16 protein-coding genes are annotated in these 17,096 nt (G+C 50.1%); 6 read left to right on the top strand and 10 right to left on the bottom strand.

Features of this window, described 5'->3' with window-relative positions:
- Positions 1–6: 6 nt before the first annotated feature.
- On the top strand, positions 7–1,311 hold the full coding sequence (locus ACR9Y8_RS12700; RefSeq protein ID WP_481213620.1) for an amidohydrolase family protein: 1,305 nt from the start codon (positions 7–9) through the stop codon (positions 1,309–1,311).
- A gap of 108 nt (positions 1,312–1,419) precedes the next feature.
- Here the strand turns inward: ACR9Y8_RS12700 and tyrS are convergent, their stop codons facing one another.
- The gene (tyrS, locus tag ACR9Y8_RS12695; RefSeq protein WP_481213619.1) at positions 1,420–2,703 is read right to left on the bottom strand and encodes a tyrosine--tRNA ligase; all 1,284 of its coding nucleotides are present in this window, start codon (positions 2,701–2,703) and stop codon (positions 1,420–1,422) included.
- A gap of 126 nt (positions 2,704–2,829) precedes the next feature.
- Here tyrS and hscA point away from each other — a divergent pair, with 126 nt between their 5' ends.
- A complete protein-coding gene (gene hscA, locus ACR9Y8_RS12690; protein WP_481213618.1) occupies positions 2,830–4,659 on the top strand; it encodes a Fe-S protein assembly chaperone HscA in 1,830 nt (609 codons plus the stop codon).
- Positions 4,660–4,783: 124 nt separating this feature from the next.
- Positions 4,784–5,017 carry a hypothetical protein gene (locus ACR9Y8_RS12685; protein ID WP_481213617.1) on the top strand — a complete coding sequence of 78 codons (234 nt, stop codon included), beginning with the start codon at positions 4,784–4,786 and terminating at the stop codon, positions 5,015–5,017.
- A 119-nt stretch (positions 5,018–5,136) separates the two neighbouring features.
- Here the strand turns inward: ACR9Y8_RS12685 and rfbD are convergent, their stop codons facing one another.
- From rfbD to ACR9Y8_RS12655, 6 genes are read right to left on the bottom strand one after another with little or no spacing between them, the layout of a single operon-like run.
- On the bottom strand, positions 5,137–6,003 hold the full coding sequence (rfbD, locus tag ACR9Y8_RS12680) for a dTDP-4-dehydrorhamnose reductase (RefSeq protein WP_481213616.1): 867 nt from the start codon (positions 6,001–6,003) through the stop codon (positions 5,137–5,139).
- 5 nt (positions 6,004–6,008) lie between these two features.
- On the bottom strand, positions 6,009–6,569 hold the full coding sequence (gene rfbC / locus ACR9Y8_RS12675) for a dTDP-4-dehydrorhamnose 3,5-epimerase (protein ID WP_481213615.1): 561 nt from the start codon (positions 6,567–6,569) through the stop codon (positions 6,009–6,011).
- Positions 6,570–6,576: 7 nt separating this feature from the next.
- Positions 6,577–7,632 carry a dTDP-glucose 4,6-dehydratase gene (gene rfbB / locus ACR9Y8_RS12670; RefSeq protein WP_481213614.1) on the bottom strand — a complete coding sequence of 352 codons (1,056 nt, stop codon included), beginning with the start codon at positions 7,630–7,632 and terminating at the stop codon, positions 6,577–6,579.
- 9 nt (positions 7,633–7,641) lie between these two features.
- On the bottom strand, positions 7,642–8,586 hold the full coding sequence (locus tag ACR9Y8_RS12665) for a UDP-glucuronic acid decarboxylase family protein (protein ID WP_481213613.1): 945 nt from the start codon (positions 8,584–8,586) through the stop codon (positions 7,642–7,644).
- Between the two features lie 13 nt (positions 8,587–8,599).
- Positions 8,600–9,913, bottom strand: coding sequence for a UDP-glucose dehydrogenase family protein (locus ACR9Y8_RS12660; protein ID WP_481213612.1), 1,314 nt, complete (start codon positions 9,911–9,913; stop codon positions 8,600–8,602).
- Between the two features lie 9 nt (positions 9,914–9,922).
- Positions 9,923–11,035: a DegT/DnrJ/EryC1/StrS family aminotransferase gene (locus ACR9Y8_RS12655; protein WP_481216225.1), complete on the bottom strand. Its 1,113-nt coding sequence runs from the start codon at positions 11,033–11,035 to the stop codon at positions 9,923–9,925.
- Between the two features lie 125 nt (positions 11,036–11,160).
- Here ACR9Y8_RS12655 and ACR9Y8_RS12650 point away from each other — a divergent pair, with 125 nt between their 5' ends.
- On the top strand, positions 11,161–12,450 hold the full coding sequence (locus ACR9Y8_RS12650; RefSeq protein ID WP_481213611.1) for a 3-deoxy-D-manno-octulosonic acid transferase: 1,290 nt from the start codon (positions 11,161–11,163) through the stop codon (positions 12,448–12,450).
- On the opposite strand, the gene ACR9Y8_RS12645 is transcribed toward ACR9Y8_RS12650, so the two are convergent.
- Complete coding sequence (locus tag ACR9Y8_RS12645) at positions 12,420–13,226, bottom strand: hypothetical protein (RefSeq protein WP_481213610.1); 807 nt, start codon at positions 13,224–13,226, stop codon at positions 12,420–12,422. The two genes, ACR9Y8_RS12650 and ACR9Y8_RS12645, sit on opposite strands and share 31 nt — an antisense overlap.
- Before the next feature lie 164 nt (positions 13,227–13,390).
- Here ACR9Y8_RS12645 and ACR9Y8_RS12640 point away from each other — a divergent pair, with 164 nt between their 5' ends.
- Entirely contained in the window at positions 13,391–13,960 is a 570-nt protein-coding gene (locus tag ACR9Y8_RS12640) for a thymidine kinase (protein WP_481213609.1), read from the top strand.
- A gap of 4 nt (positions 13,961–13,964) precedes the next feature.
- On the opposite strand, the gene ACR9Y8_RS12635 is transcribed toward ACR9Y8_RS12640, so the two are convergent.
- Together ACR9Y8_RS12635 and ACR9Y8_RS12630 are read right to left on the bottom strand one after the other, a co-directional pair.
- Entirely contained in the window at positions 13,965–14,456 is a 492-nt protein-coding gene (locus ACR9Y8_RS12635) for a GtrA family protein (RefSeq protein WP_481213608.1), read from the bottom strand.
- Between the two features lie 55 nt (positions 14,457–14,511).
- A complete protein-coding gene (locus ACR9Y8_RS12630; RefSeq protein WP_481213607.1) occupies positions 14,512–15,996 on the bottom strand; it encodes an acetyl-CoA carboxylase biotin carboxylase subunit in 1,485 nt (494 codons plus the stop codon).
- A gap of 282 nt (positions 15,997–16,278) precedes the next feature.
- Between ACR9Y8_RS12630 and ACR9Y8_RS12625 the strand changes: the two genes are divergently transcribed.
- A complete protein-coding gene (locus tag ACR9Y8_RS12625) occupies positions 16,279–16,977 on the top strand; it encodes a heme exporter protein CcmB (RefSeq protein WP_481213606.1) in 699 nt (232 codons plus the stop codon).
- Positions 16,978–17,096 lie beyond the last annotated feature (119 nt).

Here is a 17,096-nt window from a genome sequence, read left to right as displayed (position 1 = left end):
ACAACTATGGTAAAGAAGAACTTCATATATATAGCATGCCTGGCTGCATTGAGCGGTACCAACGCCTTTGCGCAGGAAACCATTTACCCGGCCGCGGCACAGCAGAAGGCTGTGGTGCTGACCAATGCCACTATACACGTGGGCAACGGGCAGGTAATAGAACATGGCAGCATTGCTTTTGCCAATGGAAAGATCACGGCGGTAGGGGCCAATGCGCAGGGCGCTGCAGGCGCACAGGTAATAGACCTACAGGGCCAGCATATCTATCCCGGCATTATTGCACCCGCCAGCGACCTGGGCCTGACCGAGGTGGAAGCCGTACGCTCTACTAATGACTACAGTGAAGTAGGGGAGATCAATCCTTCCGTACGTGCCCTGGTAGCCTACAATACCGATTCAAAAGTGATCAACACCCTACGCGCCAACGGTATACTGCTGGCACAAACTGTTCCGGAAGGCGGAATGCTGTCAGGCACCTCTTCTGTAGTACAGCTGGATGCCTGGAACTGGGAAGATGCTGCCTATAAAGCAGACGACGGCCAGCATCTGTACATGCCGCAGTTACTGCCTTCTTCCAATCCTTTCCAGGCTGCCCAGCAAACGCCTGCCAGGGACAGGGTAAAAGATGCGCTGGAAAAGATAGAGCAGCTGCGCGCCTTTTTACGTGAGGCGCAGGCATATGCGCAGGAAAGCAAGCATGCGGAGACCAACCTGAAGTTTGAATCCCTGCGAAAGCTTTTTACCAAAGAACAGAAGCTGTACATACACTGCAACCTGGTAAAGGAGATCCTGTTAGGGATCGATATAGCAAAGGAATTCGGTTTGGACGCCGTGATCGTAGGCGGGGCAGATTCCTGGCTGGTAGCGGATATCCTGAAACAGCAAAATATACCGGTGATACTGGCACAGCCTCACAGCCTGCCTGTCACGCAGGATGATGATGTAGACCAGCCCTATAAAACAGCCGCACAGCTGCAGAAAGCCGGTGTGCTCTTTTGCATCAGCAACGAAGGCTTCTGGCAGCAGCGCAACCTGATGTTTGAAGCCGGTACGGCCAGCGCCTATGGCCTGACCAAAGAAGAAGCGTTGAGCGCTATTACATTGAACACCGCTAAGATACTGGGTATTGATAAAGTCACTGGTTCACTTGAGGTTGGCAAGGACGCCAATATTGCGGTAAGCGCAGGTGATATACTGGATATGAAATCGAACAAGGTGACGCATGCATTTATACAGGGCCGTGAAGTAAACCTGGATAATAAGCAGAAACAGTTGTACGAGAGATATAAGTATAAATATGGGTTGAAGTAACAGGAAATAAATTCCAAAACACAAATCCCAAATTCCAAATCTTGCCAGGTGTATAAATCACGTTCGGTAAGTCTGAGTTTGGGATTTGTATTTTGAAATTTCCTGATCTTATATTGCTTTTACGAGGAAGTAATTGTTCCTTCCCTTCTGCACCAAGAGATACTGATCGCGCAGCAGTAAAGTAGCATTTACCACCAGCTCCTGGGTCTCTACTTTGTTCTTATTGATGCTGATGCCGCCATTCTGCAACATCTTGCGGGCTTCCCCCTTGCTGGGCAGTATTTTAGTATCTGCCAGGAAGCTGACAATGTCCTTGCCGGTTTCAAGTTCTATGCGGGCCACATCTACCTGGGGCACGCCGCTCATCACTTCCAGCAGCTGTTCTTCGGTGAGCGATTGAAGTATAGCTGCCGTATCGTTACGGAACAGCATTTCGGAAGCCTGCACGGCAAATTCATATTCTTTTTCACCGTGAACAAAGATGGTCACTTCCTTTGCCAGTCTTTTCTGCAACTGGCGCAGGCCGGGGTTCTGCCGGTGCTCAGCGATCAACGCATCTATGGTCGGCTGGTCCAGGAACGTGAAAGTGCGGATATAGCTCTCTGCATCTTCGTCTGTGGTCTTGATCCAGAACTGGTAGAAGAGGTATGGAGAGGTGCGCGCCGGGTCCAGCCAAACATTGCCTGATTCGGTCTTACCGAACTTGGTGCCGTCGGCCTTTTTTACCAGTGGGCAGGTAAAAGCGAATGCCTCACCGCCGGCCATACGGCGGACCAGCTCGGTGCCGGTTACGATATTGCCCCATTGGTCGGATCCGCCCATCTGCAGTTTACAGTTCTTTGCTTTGTACAGATGGTAGAAATCATACCCTTGTATGAGCTGGTAGCTGAATTCTGTGAAAGACATGCCGCTGTCGCCTTCCAGTCTTTTCTTTACAGAATCCTTGGCCATCATATAGTTAACGGTGATGTGCTTGCCCACATCCCGGATAAAGTGCAGAAAGGAGATATCCTTGAACCAGTCGTAGTTATTCACCATTTCGGCGGCATTGGGTTTTGCGGCGTCGAAATCCAGGAATTTTTCCAGCTGGGCTTTAATACCGCGCTGGTTATGCTGCAGGGTGTCCAGGTCCAGCATTTTACGTTCTTCCGCTTTAAAGGAAGGGTCGCCCACCATGCCGGTGGCCCCGCCTACCAGCGCCAGGGGTTTATGACCGGCTTTCTGCAGGTGCACCAGCAGCAGGATAGGTACCAGGCTGCCGATGTGCAGGGAATCTGCAGTGGGGTCAAAACCCACGTAAGCGGTGGTCATTTCTTTTTGCAGCTGCTCTTCCGTACCGGGCATAATATCCTGTAACATGCCACGCCAGCGCAATTCTTCTATCAGGTTCATTAGTGCTGTTGATATTAAAATTTGTGCAAACCTAATAAATAATTAGCTATTAGCTGTTGGCTATTGGCCATTAGCGCTTGGCCCGCTCTTTGATGATTGATCCACAGCTAATAGTTACTTTTGAGTATGGCAAACCAAGGTTCACAACAAGAAATGATCGTCGGTATTGATCTCGGCACTACGAACAGCCTGGTTGCTATTATACATCCTGCGCTCAGGCAGCCTGTTACCCTCCGGGAATATAACAGCAGCGCACTGATGCCTTCTGTGGTGCATTTTACGGAAGAAAGCGCCATTATAGTGGGGGATAATGCCCGGGAGCTGCTAATCACCCATCCACGCCAAACCATCTACAGCGCCAAACGCCTGATGGGAAAATCTTACAACGACATCCGGGAAAAGGCCGAATATTTTTCTTACCGCATCCATGATGATGATACGGAAAGCCTGGTGAAGGTACAGGTAGGCCAGCGCTTCTATTCGCCTATTGAGCTATCCGGCTATATACTGAAAGAGCTGAAGGCCCGGGCCGAGCATATATTGAAAATGCCTGTCACCAAGGCAGTTATTACGGTACCAGCTTATTTTAACGATGCCCAGCGGCAGGCCACGCGCGATGCCGGCAAGCTGGCGGGGCTGGATGTGCTGCGGATCATAAACGAGCCTACTGCCGCCAGCCTGGCCTACGGGCTGGGATTAGGGCCGGATGAGGACAAAACCATTGCCGTATACGACCTGGGCGGCGGTACTTTCGATATTTCCATCCTGAAGATATCGAAGGGTATTTTTGAGGTGCTGGCCACCAATGGTGACACCTACCTGGGCGGGGATGACCTGGACCGGGCCATTGTGGAGCACTGGGCCTGGCTGCACGAAATATCCCCGGAAGCCCTGGGCAGTAACAAGGGACTGGCGCAGGCCCTTCGCCTGAAAGCGGAAGAGGCTAAAAAACAGTTATCCGTAACAGAGTATTACGACGCCCGCTTGCACAATTACGAGCTGCAGCTCACCAGGGAACAGTTTGAAGAGCTGATCAGGCCCCTGGTAGAGAAGACCATCGAGAGCTGCCGCAAGGCCGTAACAGACGCAAACCTCAGCGTAAAGGACATTGATACCGTGATCATGGTGGGAGGCTCTACCCGTGTGCCACTGGTAAAAGAAACCGTGGCCGCCTTCTTTGGAAAACCGGTAAATGACAGCCTGAACCCTGATGAAGTGGTGGCCCTGGGCGCGGCCATACAAGCCGATATACTGGCCGGTAATAACAAGGATTTCCTGCTGCTGGATGTAACGCCGCTCTCCTTAGGCATTGAAACCATGGGCGGCCTGATGGACGTATTGATACCCCGCAACTCCAAGATCCCCTGCAGCATAGGCCGCAGCTATACCACCCAGAAAGACGGGCAGCAGGGCATGAAAATAGCCGTATACCAGGGAGAACGCGACCTGGTAAAAGATAACCGCAAGCTGGCGGAGTTCAATCTTACCGGCATACCTGCCATGGCCGCTGGCTTGCCTAAAGTGCAGATCTCTTTCCTGCTTAATGCGGATGGCATCCTGGTGGTAAAAGCCAAAGAGCTGCGCAGTGGGGTGGAACAAAGCATTGAAGTGAAACCGCAATACGGCCTTAACGACGAAGAAGTAGAAAAGATGCTGCTGGCCTCTATTACCTATGCACAGGAGGATATACAGACCCGCGCCCTGGTAGAAGCCCAGACAGAAGCCCAGCAATTGCTGGATGTCACGGCCACCTTCCTGGAAAAGAACAGTGAAATGATCACGGAAGAGGAACAGCAGTGCACCCGGGAAGCTATGAATGCGCTGCAGGATATCATCGGTACCGGTGACAGGGACGCTATCCAGGAAAAGATCGCCCATCTGAACGACATCAGCCGCCCCTTTGCGGAAAGACTGATGGATAAAGCCCTGAAAGCCGCCATGACCGGGAAAAAGTAGGCGGCGCGCTCCGTACAACTACGTATTTTACGAAATTCAGCTTTACTACTGTATCCTAGGCCCCATTACAGGTGCATCTTTGCACCCGTTACCAGATTATTTAATAATAACAACCCCTTAAGTGATGATAGGTAAACTTTGTGCAGGACATATTTTTCCGGTAAACAGGTCTTCAAATGTCGCTACCACCAGCTACCGGCCCGCTTCAAAACCGGCGTTCAAGCGCCCCGCACCGGCCGTGAACATTGTTTTCAGCAATGGGTCTTTCTACGTACGCTCTGCAGATATACTGGATATTTTTTACGGCGGCTGGGGAAATGCGGAAGTAGAAGAAGATCAGAGTAGTACTTTTCAGTGATTTGTACGTTTTAATAGCAGTTAAGCTGTTTAGTTTTCACATAGATAGTCTAGCCCCAAAAAAGAAACGGCCGCTCTGTATTGACGGAGCGGCTGTTCTATTGTAATGATATGGATTGCTTACAGCTGTTTCAGGCACTGCTGCAGGCTATCTCTCCAATAAGGTATTTTGATACCGAATGTTTCCCTGATCTTTTGTTTGTTCAATACACTATATGCCGGGCGTTGGGCCGGGGTAGGGTATTGGTCGGAGGTGATAGGCGAGATCTCGCAGGCCGATCCGGTCAACTCTTTTATCGCCACGGCGAAATCATACCAGCTGATAACCCCTTCATTGCTGTAATGATAAACGCCGCCTATCGCTGCTTCGGGGTTTTCCTGGCGCTGGGTAAGCACTTGCAGGATCACCTGGGCCAGGTCTACTGCATAGGTGGGAGAGCCTACCTGGTCAAATACTACGTTCAGGGACGGGCGTTCCTGCATCAGCTCCTTCATGCGCTTTACGAAGTTTACGCCAAACTGGGAATATAACCAGGAAGTACGTATCACCACTGTATCAGGGTTGGCGCCGAGGGCAGCCGCTTCTCCGCGTAGCTTGGAGGCGCCATAAATGCTTTGGGGGCTTGCCTCGTCACTTTCGGTGTAAGGGCGGTAGTAACGACCGTCAAATACATAATCCGTAGAGATATGCACAAGCTGGGCGCTATGCTGCAGGCATGCTTCGGCCAGGTTCAGCGCAGCTTCAAAGTTGAGTTGAAAGGCTTTTTCTTCTTCTGCTTCTGCCTTGTCTACTGCTGTATAGGCAGCGCAATTAATGCAGGCATGGATCGTCTGCTGAGAGAAAAAATCGGCTATAGCGGAGGCATTGGTGATATCCAGTTCCTGGTAGTCGGTATAGATAAAGTTAAAGGCAGGGTAATTACCTGCTATTAACTTAATAGCCTGTCCGAGCTGACCGTTAGCGCCTGTTACCAGAATATTTTGCATGTGCATTAAGAATTATAGACGAAATTATGTTGACTTTCCGCCAATGTTGGCAATACCAGGTCTTTATCAGACACCACGGCGTCTTTCAGATCAATACCCCAGTCTATGTTCAGCGCAGGGTCATTATAAATGATACCGCCTTCGCTTGCCTTGTGATAAAAGTTGTCGCACTTATACATTACCTCTGCGGTTTCGCTCAATACGGAATAGCCGTGGGCAAAGCCTTTAGGCACCAGCAGTTGCAGTTTGTTCTCTGCGCTCAGCTCTATGGAGAAAACCTTTCCGTAAGTGGGCGATCCTTTCCGGATGTCAACCACCACGTCGAGTATGCGGCCTTCCAGGGCCCTTATCAGTTTTGTCTGGGCATAAGGCTCCAATTGGAAATGCAGCCCGCGCAATACGCCGTAGGTAGAGCGGGCCTGGTTATCCTGCACGAAAGGAAGGCGCAGACCTTCCTGTTCAAAAGTGTTTGCATTGTAACTTTCGAAGAAATATCCCCTGCTATCGGCAAAAACTCTGGGCTCGTATATCAGCAGATCCGGTATTCCTGTTTCCGTAAAAGGCATGGTTGCTTTATCTTTTTTGATATTGATCTTCGTAATACTGTTGATAGGCCCCGCTGGTTACATGATTCAGCCAGGCTTCGTTGGCCAGGTACCAGTCCACTGTTTTTTCCAGTCCTTCTTCAAACTGGAGGGATGGTTGCCAGCCCAGTTCTTTACTAAGCTTTGTGGCGTCAATAGCGTAGCGCAGATCATGGCCGGCCCTGTCTTTCACGAAGGTGATCAGCTGGGCGGAAGTGCCGGGTGCGCGGCCCAGTTTCTTATCCATGATCATGCACAGCAGGTTGATCAGGTCTATGTTCTTCCACTCATTGAAGCCGCCTATGTTATAGGTTTCGCCAATGCGGCCTTTGTGGAAGATCGTGTCTATGGCCCTTGCGTGGTCTTCCACCCACAGCCAGTCGCGCACATTCTCTCCTTTACCGTACACCGGTACGGGCTTGCTCTGCTTGATGTTGCTGATAGCCAGCGGTATCAGCTTTTCCGGGAAATGGTGGGAACCATAATTATTGGAACAGTTGCTGATGACCACGGGCATGTGGTAGGTATGATGATACGCCATCACAAAGTGATCAGAACTGGCTTTGGAAGCGGAGTACGGAGAGCGCGGATCATAAGCCGTTTCTTCTGTGAAGAGGCCTTCAGCGCCCAGGGTGCCGTATACTTCATCTGTAGACACATGGTAGAACAGCTTGCCTTCCATATTTTCCTGCCAGTATTTGCGGCTGGCATTCAGCAGGATGGCGGTGCCCAGTACGTTGGTCTTGATGAAGGCCAGCGGATCCATGATGGAACGGTCTACATGGCTTTCGGCTGCCAGGTGTACCACCCCGTCAAACTGGTAGGTGGCAAAGAGCTGGTCAACAAAGGCTTCGTCTGTTATATCACCTTTCTCGAAAATATAGTTCGGCTTGTCCTTTATGTCCACCAGGTTTTCCAGGTTGCCGGCATAGGTAAGTGCGTCCAGGTTAACGATCCTGTATTCAGGATATTTGGTAACAAATAACCGCACTACATGCGATCCGATAAAACCTGCACCTCCGGTAATCAATAAAGTACGTTCCATAGCATTTAATTATTTATTTAACGCCTCCTTAAAATATTCGAAGGTGATCTTTAACCCTTCTTTCCGGCTTACTTTAGGCTCCCAGCCCAGCAGCTGTTTAGCCTTGGTAATATCGGGCTTGCGTTGTTTAGGATCATCCTTGGGAAGCGGCATATATACGATCTGTTGTTTGGTGCCGGTCAGTTCGATAATCTCTTCTGCAAACTGCTTCAGCGTGATCTCTTCCGGGTTACCGATATTCACCGGCAGGTGGTAATCGCTGAGCAGAAGGCGGTAAATGCCGTCTACCAGGTCATCCACATAACAGAAAGAGCGGGTTTGCATACCGTCGCCGAACAGGGTAAGATCCTGGCCGGTCAGCGCCTGGCTCATAAAGGCAGGCAGTGCACGACCATCATCGAGCCGCATACGGGGACCGTAGGTATTGAAGATCCTTACGATCCTGGTTTCTACTCCGTGAAAGTTATGGTAGGCCATTGTGATGGACTCCATGAACCTTTTGGCTTCATCGTAAACACCGCGTGGACCTACGGGGTTTACATTGCCCCAGTATTCTTCCGTTTGCGGGTGTACCGTAGGATCGCCATATACTTCGGAGGTAGATGCAACCAAGATGCGTGCCTTTTTTTCTTTGGCGAGGCCCAGCAGGTTATGTGTACCGAGAGAACCCACTTTCAGGGTCTGGATCGGTTTTTTCAGATAATCTATCGGGCTGGCCGGCGATGCAAAATGCAGGATATAATCGAGATTTCCCGGAACATGCACGAATTTGGTGACATCGTGATGGTAATATTCAAACTCAGGCAGGGGGAACAGATGCTCAATATTCCTGATATTGCCGGTCAGCAGGTTATCCATGCCTATTACATGAAATCCTTCCTTGATGAACCTGTCACAAAGATGTGATCCCAGGAATCCGGCAGCGCCGGTTATTAATACGCGCTTTTTACTCATAACAGTTTAAGATTTAGGGTTTTGCTACTGCGCGGCCTACGCTTTCGTAATGAAATCCCAGCTCCTGCATACGCTGTACGTCAAACAGGTTTCTACCGTCGAAGATGACTTTATGTTTCAGGATCTCTCTGATCTTATCAAAATCAGGAGTTCTGAACACGCTCCATTCTGTGGCAATGATCAATGCATCTGCATTTTCCAGGCAGTCATACTGGTGATCTGCATACCGGATCTTGTTGCCTACCACCTGTTGTACGTTGGGCATAGCCTCAGGATCGAATACGCATACTTCGGCGCCTTCGGCCAGCAGTGCGTTAATGATATACAAGGCCGGAGCTTCCCTGATATCGTCTGTATTGGGTTTAAATGCCAGTCCCCACAGCGCAAAGCGCTTACCCTGAAGACTGCCATTATAGTAAGCTTTTATTTTGGGCATCAGGAATACCTTCTGCTTTTCATTTACGTCCATCACCGCATTCAGGATCTTGAAATCGTAGCTCACTTCCTGGGAGGATTTTACCAGCGCCTGTACATCTTTCGGGAAGCAGCTGCCGCCATACCCGATTCCGGGGAAGAGGAAGCGTTTTCCGATACGGTCATCGCTGCCGATGCCCCTGCGTACCATATCCACATCAGCGCCTAGTTTTTCGCAGAGGATGGCCACTTCGTTCATGAAAGAGATCTTGGTGGCAAGGAATGAGTTAGCGGCATATTTGGTCAGCTCGGCGGATCTTTCGTCCATATATAATATGGGATTGCCCTGCCGTACAAAGGGAGCATACAGATCGCCCATTACCTTACGGGCCCTTTCAGAAGTGGTGCCGATCACCACACGGTCAGGCTTCATAAAGTCTTCTACGGCCACGCCTTCGCGCAGGAACTCGGGGTTAGATACCACGTCAAATTCAACTTTGCAGTTTTTAGCGATAGCGGCATGTACCTTTTCAGCAGTGCCTACCGGTACGGTGCTTTTGTCTACAATTACCTTGTAGTCTGTCAACATTTTGCCCAGCTGCTCTGCTACTTTCAGTACAAATGAGAGGTCTGCAGAACCGTCTGCCCCGGGAGGAGTGGGCAGGGCCAGGAAGACCACCTGCGCATCGCGGATTCCCTCTTCCAGCTTAGTGGTGAATTGTAAACGCTCTTCTTTGAGGTTACGCTCAAATAATTTCTCCAGCCCGGGTTCATAGATAGTGATTTGTCCGGAGGATAATTTTTTAACCTTGTTCTCGTCAATATCTACACACGTTACATTGTTCCCTGTTTCTGCAAAACAGGTGCCGGTAACTAAGCCTACATAACCGGTTCCTACTACGGTGATTCTCATTGGGGAAGTTTAGTTTAAGAATGATTTAACTGAATTAATGATGTACTCAAGCTGATCCTGATCCATTTCAGTGTGTATCGGTAAGGAAATGACCTTGGTGGTCAATGCATCTGTGACAGGCAAATTAAATGCAGCTCCCCCAAAGTCTGCAAACATTTTTTGCCGGTGAGCGGGCACCGGGTAATAGATCATAGAGGGGACATTGCGGTCCTGCAGGTACTTTTGAAGCTCGTCTCTGCTGGCGCCGTTCAATTGTAAAGTGTATTGGTGATAAACGTGATAGCTGTAAGGAACACGGCCCGGCGTGGTGATCTGCGGCACATTTGCAAAGGCTGCATCGTAGGCGTCTGCTACGGCGCGGCGGGCATTGATATACTCATCCAGCAGGGGCAGCTTTATACGCAGTACGGCTGCCTGCAGGGTGTCCAGGCGGGAGTTCAGGCCTACTACATCGTGGTAGTAGCGGGCAGACTGACCATGGTTGGCCACCATTCTCATTTGTGCGGCCAGTGCATCATCATTGGTGAAGATAGCGCCGCCATCTCCGTAACATCCCAGGTTTTTGGAAGGGAAGAAGGAGGTACAGCCGATATGGCCGATGGTACCGGTTTTCTTAACGGTTCCGTTCTTAAAGGTATAGGTACCGCCAATTGCCTGGGCATTATCTTCTATGACGGGGATGTTATATTTTTCAGAGATGGCCATCAGCGGCTCCATGTCAGCGCTCTGTCCATACAGGTGTACCGGTACAATGGCTTTGGTTTTAGGAGTGATAGCTTTTTCAACCGCAACAGGATCCAGGCAGTACGTTACGGGATCTATATCCACAAACACCGGTTTCAGTTGCAGCAGCGCAATCACTTCTGCGGTGGCGATAAAGGTAAAGGAAGGGGTGATCACTTCATCACCGGGTTGTAAACCTAATGCCATCATGGCTATTTGCAGCGCGTCTGTACCGTTTGCGCAGGGTATTACGTGTTTTATATCCAGGTATTGCTGCAGCTCCTGGGCAAACTGCTGAACAGGGGCGCCATTGATAAAAGCTGCATTCTCTAACACCTCACGGATAGCAACGTCAACCTGCGGTTTGATCTTAGCGTACTGACGTTTCAAGTCCACCATTTGAATAGGAACCATGCGGAATAGGTATTTTAAATTGTTTTAAAGTGTGCAAATTTACAAAAATTGGCGTTGGAAGGCGATTATCTTTGTTGAACAATAAAATATAGATAAAACTGAAGATCAGCATGGTGGAAACCTTCATATATAACTTGGGCATCCGGCTATACCAGGCCGGCGTAAATATCGCCGCGGCAACCGGCAACCGAAAAGCACGTCTCTGGCTGGAGGGCCGTAAAGGCTGGGCGGCCAGGATGAAAAAGGACCTGGAAGGCGAAACCGGGCCCCTGATTTGGATACATGCCGCTTCCCTGGGAGAATTCGAGCAGGGAAGACCGGTAATGGAAGGGCTGCGCGCGCAGTACCCGGATTGCCGTCTGCTGCTTACCTTTTTCTCGCCTTCGGGTTATGAGGTGAAAAAGGATTATAAAGGCGCTGACCACGTTTATTATCTTCCCCTGGATACGCGCGCCAATGCCAGGCGTTTCCTGGAGATTGCCCGGCCCAGCCTCGCTATCTTCATCAAATATGAGTTTTGGTATCATTTTATGACCACGTTGCATCAGCGGCAGATACCATCTATCCTGATCTCGGGGATCTTCCGTAGGGAGCAGGCCTTTTTTAAATGGTACGGAGGCCTGTTCAGGCAGCTGCTGCGCCGGCTCTCCCATATTTTTGTACAGAACCAGGACTCCCGGCAACTATTGCAAGAGATTGGGGTTGAGCATGTTACTGTGAACGGGGATACCCGGTTTGACAGGGTGTGGGCCCTGGCACAGGAGGCGGTAGAATTGCCACTGGTAAAGCAGTTCATCGGCAACAAGCGGACCATTGTGGCCGGCAGCACCTGGGAAAGCGATGAAAGTGCCCTTGCTGCCTGGTGGGCAGGCCATTATGAGCCCGACAGGCGCCTGATCATTGCACCGCATGAAGTGAACGAGCAGCATATTAAAAAGTTGCTGGAGTTGTTCCCGGGCGCGGTGCGTTATTCAGAGCTGGCCGGCGCCAGGGTGGAGCACAACGGTTATGAGGGAGAACATCCGGGTATGGTGCTCATCATTGATAATGTAGGCATGCTTTCCTCCCTGTACCGCTATGCCTGTGTAACGTTCATAGGGGGAGGCTTTGACCCCGGTGGCATCCATAATGTACTGGAACCTGCCACTTACGGCAAGCCGGTGGTGTTTGGGCCTGTATATGATAAATATGCTGAGGCGGTAGAACTGCTGGCATCGGGCGGGGCATTTACCGTACCTAATGATCCTGCTTTGGCGCAGCAGATGGAGCAGTTACTGCTGAATGACGATTTGTGCACGCAAACAGGGAATGTGGCCAGCAGGTATGTTGCAGACAACAAGGGAGCTACAGCCAGGATCCTGGCTTATATTCAGGAAAAGCGCTTTTTAACCAAAGAATAGAAATGTTGTACCGGCCGGGTATCATCCAGCCATCCCTGCCGGATCTTTAATTCCCTTTCTATCCAGTATTCTGCTTCCTGCAGGGTGTGACATTCGTTGATCGTTTTGATGGAACGCTCGTACATGTCTACATCACCGCGGAACAGTTCCTGGATAAACTGGAATTTGTCGTTAATGCCGATGGCCTGTTTAAGGTCTTTCACCGGCATATCGCCCAGCCTGTCAGCTACTTCAGTTTTACTTTGTTTGAGCCTGTCGTTCAGGGAGGTGCTGTTCTGTGATACCAGTTCATTGATCTCCCTGCGCAGGGCATTGGTTTCTTTTGCCTTAGGCGCTGCCGCAGGTTTCTCTACATCAAACAAAGTGGCGGCCACTGGTTTGCGCTCCGGTGCAGATGGCGGCGGAGGCGGTGGTGGAGGAGGCGGTGGCGGCGCGGCCTGTACCGGCTCTGGCTGTATGCGTTCAGGTGCAGGTATGCTGCGTTTTTCCGGTGCGACAGTAGCAGTATGAAGGTGATTTGTATTCGTATGTCCGTTATGGTGATGAGCGCCATTTGTGGTAGCTGCTGCGGCAATGGCCTGGGCCGGTTGGGCCGGCATGATCACCGCTATTGTGCGCTGGGACGGTCTTTGTGTTTGCTCCTCTGCTTTCTGTAGGGTACGGGCATGCAATACCTCTACCTGCAAAAGTTGCGCATAGTAGGAGATAGTTTGCAGGTCTGCGTTGGAATTCTTCAATTCCTGTAATCTGTCAATTAATGCATTGATCTTTTCCATAGTGTCAGGTAGTGCACAAATCATGCTTTAATTATTGATAGTAAATCACAACTTATTGAAGGTAATTACAACCAATCTGTAATTGGTTAACGCTGTGTAGCAGAATTTATTTTATTTGCATAAAGTTAGCGTTTTTAGCGCATTTACTAATAAAAACTGATGATATGTTTATTGAACCTTCCCTGGCCGGAGAACGAAGAGGGTGGATTGAAGTGATTTGCGGTTCCATGTTTTCCGGAAAAACGGAAGAGCTTATAAGGCGATTGAAAAGAGCCAGGATAGCAAACCTGAGGATTGAGATATTTAAACCGGGTATAGATGTGCGTTATGATGAGCAGAACATTGTATCGCACGATGAAAATAAAGTAGTGTCTACTCCGATCGATAATTCCCAGCAAATATTGCTGCTGGCGCAGGAAGTGGATGTGGTAGGAATAGATGAAGCGCAGTTCTTTGATGCGGAGCTGCCTTATGTTTGCGACCAGCTGGCGCTGCGCGGTATACGCGTGATTGTGGCCGGTTTGGATATGGATTTTAAGGGACGCCCTTTCGGCGTGATGCCTGATCTGCTGGCCAAAGCAGATTACATTACCAAACTGCACGCTATCTGTGTGAAGTGCGGTAATATTGCCAGCTTCTCTTACCGTAAGGCAGCCAGCAAGGAAACCGTGCTATTGGGCGAGCAGGATAAATATGAGCCCCGCTGCAGGTATTGTTACTATGAAGTGGAGTGAAATTTTAGAAAACTTTTAACTTTTCAGATTTCACCTTAAATGTGAATTTCTTCTGCGTCAGGTAGCTGAAGCAAACTACAAAGAATGTGGTGATGATCTTCGAAATGGTGGGATAGATGTGGAGATACTCAACAAAGAGTTTCATGAACAGGTAGTTCAGCAGCAGGCAGGCGGCCACCTGCATAAAGTAGCGGAACAGCTGAATGCGGCCACGCAGGTTCGATTCAGAAAATACGATGTACTTACTGAGCAGGAAACCGGTGGGAAACGTGATAGACATGGCCATGAACAGCGCTGCAATAGGCGAAGTGATGGTCAGAGAAGGGAGATGTACATCCTGTTGGTGCAGTACAAAATTGTACATGATGTAATAAAGAATAATATCCAGCAAGGTGTTACCACCGCCGCAGGCCAGGTAGCGGAATGTCTGCAGGGGCATTAGCCTGGCGAAGGGCCGGTAGAAGAAATCGATTACTTGAAGGATAAGGTTCTTCATATTACAAAATTACTACAAATTTAACGCTTTTTGCCTGTAAGCCAACTGCAGGATGTTATCTAAGTGTTCTTCTTTTTTTCCAGTTGTGGTCCGCGGCCGTTGTGTTGACCGGTAACTGAGCAGACTTGCTCTCCTGCCAGATCTGCGCGGCCAGGATGGCTGCAGCCCGGATGCTTGCTTCGTCAGGTTTTTTCAGCAGGGAGGGGGCAAAATACTTGCCAATAAAATGAGTATCAAATTTACCTTCAATAAAAGCGGGATGTTGCAGCGCCCAGCGGCCAAAAGGCAGGGTGGTATGGATGCCTTTCACCTGGTACTCGTCTATTGCACGTATGAGGCGCAAACGGGCTTCTTCGCGGTCGCTGCCCCAGGCTATCAGCTTGGCGATCATAGGGTCATAGTAGATAGGGATATCCATGCCTTGCTCATAGCCGTCATCCACCCTTACGCCGTAGCCTTGGGGGCGGATATAGGTTTCCAGTGTACCGGTATCGGGTAAAAAGTTATTGGAAGGGTCTTCTGCACAGAGGCGTAATTCTATTGCATGACCGTTGATCTGCAGGCTTTCCTGTGTGAAGCTTAATTTTTCTCCCCTGGCGATGCGGATCTGTTCTTTTACCAGATCCAGCCCGGTGATCATTTCCGTTACGGGATGTTCCACCTGCAGGCGGGTGTTCATCTCCAGGAAGTAGAAATTCAGGGATTCGTCTACCAGGAACTCTACTGTGCCGGCGCCGTAGTAATTACAGGCGCGGGCCACATCCAGCGCGCATTTTCCCATGGCGGCCCGTATGCCGGGCGTTAGGCAGGAGGAAGGGGCTTCTTCTATCAGCTTCTGGTGCCGGCGTTGTATACTGCACTCGCGCTCAAACAGGTACACATAGTTGCCATGCTGATCGCCCAGGATCTGGATCTCTATATGGCGGGGCGCTCCCACGTATTTTTCGATGAATACGGCATCATCCCCGAAGGCGTTCATCGCCTCGCTTTTGGCCAGCCTGATCTGCTCCGGCAATTCTGTTTCATTCTCCACCACCCGCATGCCTTTACCGCCACCACCGGCAGAAGCCTTGATCAGGATGGGAAATCCTGTTTTGCGTACCACCTGCTGTGCTTCCTCGAGGTCGCGCAACGGCGTTTCAGTACCAGGCACCATGGGTACCCCAAACTGTTGGGCGGCCTGTTTGGCGGCCAGCTTGCTGCCCATGATCTCTATGGAAGGGGCGCTGGGGCCGATGAAAATCAGGCCGGCATCCTTTACGGCGTGGGCAAAACGGGCATTTTCGCTTAAGAAGCCGTAACCGGGATGGATGGCATCAGCGCCGGTGCGGCGGGCCACTTCGATGATCTTATCACCCAGCAGGTAGGACTGGCTGGAAGGCGCAGGTCCGATACAGATGGCTTCATCTGCATATTGTACAAAGGGCATGGTACGGTCGGCGTCTGAAAAGACTGCCACTGTTTTGATCCCCATTTCCCTTGCAGAACGCATTACCCGCAAAGCGATCTCTCCGCGGTTCGCCACCAGTATTTTTTGCATGCTGTTGTGATTGTTAGGGAGCGAATATAGGCACAAATCACAAATACTTGTGCTTAAGCGCTAAGTAGGATGGTAAACGGTAGTAACCAGGCCCGCAGTAAGCACTTACTAAGGTCAGGGGAGGAACCCACTAAGCACTCACTAAGCACTCACTAAGCTGGTACTAAATTAACACCAGGAGCATTCGGCGTGTAAACGGCCAGCAAAACCTATGTAGAACTGAAGGTGAGCTGGATGTGAGGTGGACTTGAGGTGGACTTGATCCGGGTTTAAATTGTATCAGTGAAACATCCTATTTTTGCCACCGAAATGGCACAACATACTACTGTTCTCCACCAAACGCTTACGCTGGTAAAGAAGGACCTGTTGCTGGAACTTCGCCAGAAATATGCTTTTTACGGCGTACTCCTTTACATTATTTCCACTGTGTTCGTTATCAATATGATGATGGGCCACCCGGAAGAGCAGATCTGGAATGCCCAGTTCTGGGTGGTGCAGCTGTTCGTGTCTGTTAACGCCATTGCCAAAAGCTTTCTGCAGGAAAGCCGGGGCCGGCTGCTCTACTTCTATTCGCTGGTGCATCCGCGGAGCTTTATTGCGGCCAAGTTGCTGTATAACATACTGTTAATGTCCCTTATGAGCATTATAGCGCTGGTAAGCTGTATGATATTTTTAGGTAACCCCATTATTAATGTATGGTATTTTGTAGGCGTGGTGATGTTGGGTGGTATCAGTCTTTCGCTGTTATTTACCATGCTGGCGGCCATTGCTGCACAAGCCAACCAGAATGCGGCACTGATGGCCATCATGGGGTTTCCGATCATGATGCCCCTGCTGATGCTGCTGGCCAATATAGCCCGCTCTGCATTTGTGCCGGTTTTTCAACCGGGGCTGCCCAATATGTTCCTGCTGCTGCTGGGAATGGATGTATTGATCATCGGGCTGGCCATGATCCTCTTTCCATTCTTGTGGAAGGATTGAAGAAAGTTGTCAGTTGTTAGTTGTCAGTTGTCAGTCGTCAGTCGTCAGTTATAAGTCGTCAGTGGTCAGTCGTCAGTTAAAACCCGGAGATGATAATCGCTTCAATCACTGACAACTGA

It is taken from the genome of Chitinophaga sp. SVR4-12A, from assembly GCF_056754765.1.
This window is presented reverse-complemented; position numbering and strand designations above follow the sequence as displayed.